Annotated in this window: 6 protein-coding genes and 1 pseudogene; 3 read left to right on the top strand and 4 right to left on the bottom strand. The window is 59.9% G+C overall.

Features of this window, described 5'->3' with window-relative positions; genetic code table 11:
* A pseudogene (locus ACLHHB_RS09405) lies at nt 1-465 on the bottom strand (transposase); the annotation flags it as partial.
* Between the two features lie 88 nt (nt 466-553).
* Here ACLHHB_RS09405 and ACLHHB_RS09400 point away from each other — a divergent pair.
* Nucleotides 554-697 (top strand): hypothetical protein, encoded by a 144-nt coding sequence (locus ACLHHB_RS09400; RefSeq protein WP_410218019.1) that lies wholly within the window; start codon nt 554-556, stop codon nt 695-697.
* Nucleotides 698-767: 70 nt separating this feature from the next.
* Here the strand turns inward: ACLHHB_RS09400 and ACLHHB_RS09395 are convergent, their stop codons facing one another.
* Nucleotides 768-1,106 carry a hypothetical protein gene (locus ACLHHB_RS09395; RefSeq protein WP_410218018.1) on the bottom strand — a complete coding sequence of 113 codons (339 nt, stop codon included), beginning with the start codon at nt 1,104-1,106 and terminating at the stop codon, nt 768-770.
* Nucleotides 1,107-1,310: 204 nt separating this feature from the next.
* Between ACLHHB_RS09395 and ACLHHB_RS09390 the strand changes: the two genes are divergently transcribed.
* Nucleotides 1,311-1,736: a MerR family transcriptional regulator gene (locus ACLHHB_RS09390; RefSeq protein WP_410218017.1), complete on the top strand. Its 426-nt coding sequence runs from the start codon at nt 1,311-1,313 to the stop codon at nt 1,734-1,736.
* Nucleotides 1,737-1,776: 40 nt separating this feature from the next.
* Here ACLHHB_RS09390 and ACLHHB_RS09385 read toward each other — a convergent pair whose 3' ends face one another.
* Nucleotides 1,777-3,054, bottom strand: coding sequence for a cation:proton antiporter (locus ACLHHB_RS09385; RefSeq protein WP_410218016.1), 1,278 nt, complete (start codon nt 3,052-3,054; stop codon nt 1,777-1,779).
* 418 nt (nt 3,055-3,472) lie between these two features.
* Complete coding sequence (locus ACLHHB_RS09380) at nt 3,473-4,561, bottom strand: mechanosensitive ion channel family protein (protein ID WP_410218015.1); 1,089 nt, start codon at nt 4,559-4,561, stop codon at nt 3,473-3,475.
* A gap of 200 nt (nt 4,562-4,761) precedes the next feature.
* Between ACLHHB_RS09380 and ACLHHB_RS09375 the strand changes: the two genes are divergently transcribed.
* Nucleotides 4,762-5,280, top strand: coding sequence for a DUF421 domain-containing protein (locus ACLHHB_RS09375; protein WP_410218014.1), 519 nt, complete (start codon nt 4,762-4,764; stop codon nt 5,278-5,280).
* Nucleotides 5,281-6,153: the final 873 nt, after the last annotated feature.

The following is a 6,153-nucleotide window of genomic DNA, read 5'->3' as shown; positions in this document are numbered from 1 at the left end:
TCCCACCGCGTGACCCGGCGTTCCTTGCCGGTCGTGCAGCGGGACTTGATCGGGCAGTTGCCGCATTTGTCCAGTAGCGCCTGAGCTGGAGACCCTCCTCTCCGGTCGTGTAGCGATAGTTCAGCGCCTCGCCTGCCGGGCAGTGATAGACGTCCTTGTCTGGTTCGTAGGAGAAGTCGGCCTTCACGTACATAACCCTTGCCGCGGTTGCCCAAAGTCTCGCGACGTAGCACAGTCGTGGTGATGCCTGCGTCAAAGCAGATCAGGATCTCGCGGCTGCTGAAGTAGCCCTTGTCGGCCAGACACATTCAGGTCGTCCCGAGCCAACACCTCCTTCGCCGCTGTCGCCATCGGCGCCAGCAGATCGCGGTCATGCACTTGGTTGGTGACATCATGCGTCACGATCAGGTGGGTTTCGGCATCCACCGCAGTCTGCACATTGTAACCAACCATTCCGCCCCATCTCCAGGCTGTCGGCAGGAACAGTCCGTGTGCGACCGGCCCCCTCCCGCAGCGCCGTCTTTGGCACGAGATCGGCCAGTGCCCGGATGCCTTGGCGCGCTTTTCCGGCCGCGACACCCTCCAGGACCTCGCCCACGGCGAACAGGAAGACCACCAGTGCCGCTTCCTCCGCCGCAACGATCAGCAAGCGCCACCGGCGGCGATGGTCATCAGCCCCTCGATGGTGAACGGCTGACTCATGCGAAGGGCTTTATGGCACGCTTCGCCACCGGCGCCGCCCCCATCAGGCAAGTCGCGACAAACGCTCAGCATCCGGCCTCGGCAGAGGTCAGCATGTCGATCAGCCATGCGGGGGCAAGCAACGTGCTCGTCAGGAGGACAAGCCGCCCCTTCGCTGTTCGGTACCATGACCTCTCGTGCAGTGCCGGTGCCGCATCGTGATTGCACGACATCGGATTGGGATTTTTGCGCTCGCCATCTTCTGCCAGCGTGGCAGGGTCTGTGCACGGCAGCACGAAGATATTGTTGCGCGGAGCATGCTGGCCTTTCGGCGCAGTTCCAAGGCCCAGCTGCCGAACGAGGCCTTCGATGGCATCGGGTTCGGTGGTGCCCGGCACTTGGTTCAGCGACAGCCGTTGCGTCATCAGCGCAACCTTGACGTCGCTGACAACCGGCAACCGCTCGAGGGCCCGCACCGCCTTTGTCGTGCAGGCCGCGCAGTCTAAGCCGGTGACGCTTCATTCCTGCCGCCCTTTTATTTCAGCTACCATGCGCCTCCCACTCAACGTGCTTCCTTTATCGAGTTGGGAAGACAGATATTCAGTCACTAGAGGTTCAAGGGGCTTCTCATGCCGAGCATCGGGAAACTGAGTGTGACGACCGGGGTCAAGGTGTCGACCATCAGATATTACGAGGACATCGGCCTGCTATCAGAGGCGAAACGCAGCGCAGGCAACCAGCGGCTCTACAGGAAAGAGCATCAAGAACGGCTCGCCTTCATCCACCATGCCCGCAAGCTTGGGCTGCCCCTTAAGGATATCCGGGAGCTTCTCAGCCTGTCGGACCAGCCTGACATGTCCTGCGCGGCAGCCGATGTCATCGCCAGCCGTCCGCTTGCATCACTCAGAAACCGCATCACGCGGCTTCAAGCCCTGCAGCAGGAACCGGAGCGCATGCTGACAGACCGCGCCTGTGGCACGATCTCGGATTGCAAGGTCATCGAGGTGCTGAGTGATCACAAGAACCGCCTCCACGTCCATCACGGTAAAGGCTGACTGGCCGAAGCGCCAATGTCCTTCAACGTGAAGTGCTGCGTCAGGACCGGGCATCGTCTACCGACCGCTCCTGCGCCTTTCGGTTCAGCCAGCGGGCGAACCTGCCCAACGTCAGCCCCTGCACAAGGATCGAGAAGATCACGACCGCATAGGTCACGGCGATGATGGAGGCCTTCCACTCATTATCGGGCAAGGAAAGCGCCAAGGCCACTGAAATCCCACCTTTCAGGCCGCCCCACGTCATCAACGGCACAACATCCCGGCCTTCCTGCCGGATCGGGCGCAAAAGAAGGATGGGCAAGGCCACGGAGATAAAGCGGGCCACCAGTGCAAGGATGATGGCGGCTGGCAGCGTGACAGCCATGTCGCGCGTCAGGCTCAGCTGAAAGATCTCCATCCCGATCATCAGGAACAGGGCGGCATTCAGGATCTCGTCGATGAGGCGCCAGAAGCCGTCGACATAGTTGCGCGTTTCCTCGGACATGGCGTCCCTGCGCCCGACATTGCCGATCATCAGGCCCGCCACGACAGCCATGATCGGTGCCGAAACTCCTAGAGCCAACCCAAGCTCATAACCACCGAAGGCCAAGGCGAGGGTCAGCATCACCTCCAGCGGATAATCGTTCATCCGTCGCATGATCTGAAACACGCACCATCCCAGAGCGGCGCCCAGAAGGGCACCACCCAATGCCTCCCGCAGGAACAATGAGACTGCGGCGGCCACACTGAACGAGGTTTCTCCGTGTGCGCTGGCTGCCGGAAAGGCCAACCCGACCAGAAGCAGGAAGACGACATAGCCAACGCCGTCATTGAACAGCGATTCACCGGTGATCTTCGTTTCAAGGCTTTTGCGGATCCTGGCGTCCTGCAGGATGCCCAGCACTGCAACGGGATCGGTCGGCGAGATCAACGCGCCGAAGACGAGGGCGATCAGAAGAGGCATGCCGCTGATCAAGGAAAATCCGATACCCACAATGGCGGTTGAAATTGCCACACCCAATGTCGCCATCAGCAGGACAGGCAGCGCTTCACGCTTCAGATCATCCAGAGATACGTGCAGCGCGCCTGCAAACAGCAAGAGCCCCAGCATCCCGTCCAGAAGCGAGCCGGAAAATTCCATCGAGGCAACAAGGTCGCGTACCTGTTCGGCAAGCTGCAAGCCGGGATGGGTGTGGTCGACGGCCAGGATCACGATAGAACCGAGGAGCGCCGTGATCATGATGCCGATCGAGGAAGGAAGCTTCAGAAAGAAGTAATTGATGCTGCCAGAGGCAGCGGCCAGTACCAGAATGACTGAAGCAATCTGAAGCGGTGTCATCGGCAATCCTTCTCGGTCTCGTCAGTGGCTCGATTGAAGAACTCGGCTGCGACGACTGGAGGTCCGATCTGAATGCCGAAACCTGAAAGTCAAAGCGTCACCGTCACGCCCGCAGTTCCTGTGCCCTTCCTCGGCCAGGCACGTTCATCGTTCACAGCCAGAACATGACGGTCGTGGCCAGTGCGAAAACGACAAGAAAGACTTGGAGATATCCGGCTTCGCAGCGCTCACTCTTGGCAGACCTGCGGCACAGGACACTCGTTCATCTATCAATCCGGTCCGGTATTGTTGCAGAAGCTGAAAACAAACAAGCAGGCGCATCCGGTCGATCCGCAGGCGCATCCGGTCGATCCTGAGCATCAGGAAGGTGACTACCCTTTCAAATGTGCGCCGGCTCATGATGTTCTGGCTGGCGCCATCAATCCTGCACCCCTTCGCCCGGCTGCCAACGCGGACCGGGCTCCTTGCGGGGTCCGGCAGGCCAGCCCTCGCGCTGCTTGCTGCGATGGCCGTCGGTATGCTCGGTCTGGTCGTGCCACAGATGCACCTCCGTCGGGTAAGGCATGTCGATGCCCGCGGCAGTCAATGCCTTGCTGGCGGCGAGGATGACCCGCCCCTGGGTGTGGATGACGCTTGCCCGGTCGGGCCTTGTCCACCAGCGCAGCCGGATGGTGTTCTGATACGCGTCGATGCCGACCGGGATCGCTTCGGGTGCGGGATCGGCTAAAACCCCTTCACAGCCCCGGGCGACATCGATCATGATCTGCATCGCCTGCTCCCAGTCGTCGCTGCAGCCAATGCCGATGTCATACTCCGAACGGCGCAGGTCGAAGGCCGTGTTGACGGTGAAGGTCCCGGTGTAGATCTGGGAGTTGGGGATCACCACGCGTCGACCGTCATAGGTCTTGATATAGGTTGCGCGGGTTTCGATGTCCTCGACGGTGCCCTCGAAACCGTTGGCGACGATTTGATCCCCCACGCGAAAAGGCTGCCGCAAAAGGATCAGCACGCCGGACAGCAGGTTCTGAAGGATGTCCTTGAACGCAAACCCGATGGCGACGGAGCCGATGCCCAGCCCCGATAGCAGATCGCCGGGGCGCAGCGATGGCAGGACAATGGTTGCCGCCAGCAGAAACGCCAGGATCATGATCGACCAGCGAAGAAGTGCGGCTCCGACATTCGCCAACGCCGGCCTTCCCCGGTAGACCAAGGTGCGTGTCACGGTATATCCTGCCAGGCGCGCCAGGACATAGAAGAGCAGAAGCAGGAGCGCCGCAGCGATCAGGTTCGGCATCAGGGCGATGAGGCCGTTGATCCAGCCTTCCACCTTTTCGATAATCACACCCACGTCCGCGCTCACATCGATTTCTTCATCCATATCCGGTCCACCCTTGGGTACTGTTGTTTCAAGCCGGGATGATTGGAACCGTGAAGCGTTGTCGGCATCGGACAGACAAACAGTCGACAACACGGGAGCCTCACGAACCGCCCTGCTGTTGAAGAACACTGGTCGCGGAGCCCGGTTCAGTCGCCGACGCCTCGGCAGGGAGCCATCGGATTGCCTGGATCAGCACGCTTGCTTGCCTCAGGGTCGTGACAAAGTTGCCGGTGCGTGTCGGCTTCAGCACCAGCAATTGCTGGCGGCGGATTCGATCGGGAAACTGAAACCCAAGCTGTGCCGTTGTTGAACGAACAAAGGAGCGGCACATGAACTGGACGGAGATGTTTTTCCAAAGCTGGAGTGGGATCGTGCGCACGATCATCGTCGGGACGCTGGCCTACCTGCTCCTGGTCGTTTCGCTCAGGGTTTCGGGAAAGCGCACCCTCGCCAAGCTCAATGCGTTCGACCTCGTGGTTACGGTGGCTCTCGGCTCCACGTTGGCCACTATTCTCCTCAGCGAGAGTGTTGCCTTGGCCGAAGGGATAACGGGGCTCATCCTGCTCATCGTGCTTCAATATGCTGTCACCGCCTTGTCGGTCCGCTCGCACAGGTTCTCCCGTTTCGTGCGCTCCGAGCCGACCCTTCTCCTTCGCAACGGCGAGCCCCTGACCCAGGCGATGCGCAACGCCCGTGTCACCAAGGCGGAGCTTGAAACGGTGGTGCGTACCGAAGGCCAGCGTGGCCTTGAAGATATCGAAGCCGTCATCCTGGAGTCGGACGGTTCCTTTTCGGTCATCGACGGCAAGCAGACGAAGAAGGGATCATACTCTGATGCGGGAACTTGAACAGGGTGCCATCCTGTTTTCCTGCAGCGTCATCGCTCGATCATGAAGGGCGTCCGGCTATTGCCAACGATATCGGAACATCGGGCGCTGCAGCAGGTTGATTGGCCCGAGCGGTTGCAAAGCCCAAACCCGCACCATGACATCTCGCCGCAAGGTGGACCTTTTTTGAGCAAGTTTCATGGCTCGTCGAAATTACCATGCCTTTGTGCCGGAGGGCCATGATCGGCGCGAAAAGTAAAGCGTAGGCTTGCTTGTGCAGGAGGTCTCAGACCAGAGCGTGCAAAGCCGGACTAGGAACACCTCACGCCGCTGTTCCTGATCACAATGTTCGACCACAGCCAGTCGCGCGGACTGACTTCGCAACCATGCGATGCGCCCGAAGCGCATTACTGAAATATCTTGACCCCAACGCCCAAGCATAAGCTCACAACAGGGACGCTAAAGCGGCGCATTGCCTAGCAATGTCGCAACCTACTCAATCTAGCCATGACAGCATCCGTGTCCGTGTGGTGGATCATGTGACTAACTTTGGGGATCAAGTAAAGGCTTCTGTAAACAAACTCCTTGCTCAACCTTGCCGACTGAAGAGGGGATCGATCAGTCGATCTTCTGCACCTGCAATGATGGCCACCGGAAGCGTCAAGGCTTCGTAGGCATCACGGGAAGCGGCATTAGGCACCAGCAATGCAGACTCTGCCACTCTGGCGCGGATCTGTGAAGGACGAACCGCCATCCCTTTTTAGGAAGCCGGCAATTTGGCGGGAACCTGTCGCGGACCAAATAACTTCTTTAGCAGGCGGCCTAGAGCCGATCCCTATGGATTTCTGTTGCGTCCCTCCCGTCAAGTGGATCTGCCGGTCACGGGCAGGAGGG

The sequence above is a fragment of the Paracoccus sp. (in: a-proteobacteria) genome (genome assembly GCF_046462195.1).
Classification (GTDB): Bacteria; Pseudomonadota; Alphaproteobacteria; order Rhodobacterales; family Rhodobacteraceae; genus Paracoccus.
The sequence above is the reverse complement of the archived record's forward strand: the minus strand, read 5'-3'. Positions and strand labels throughout refer to the sequence as shown.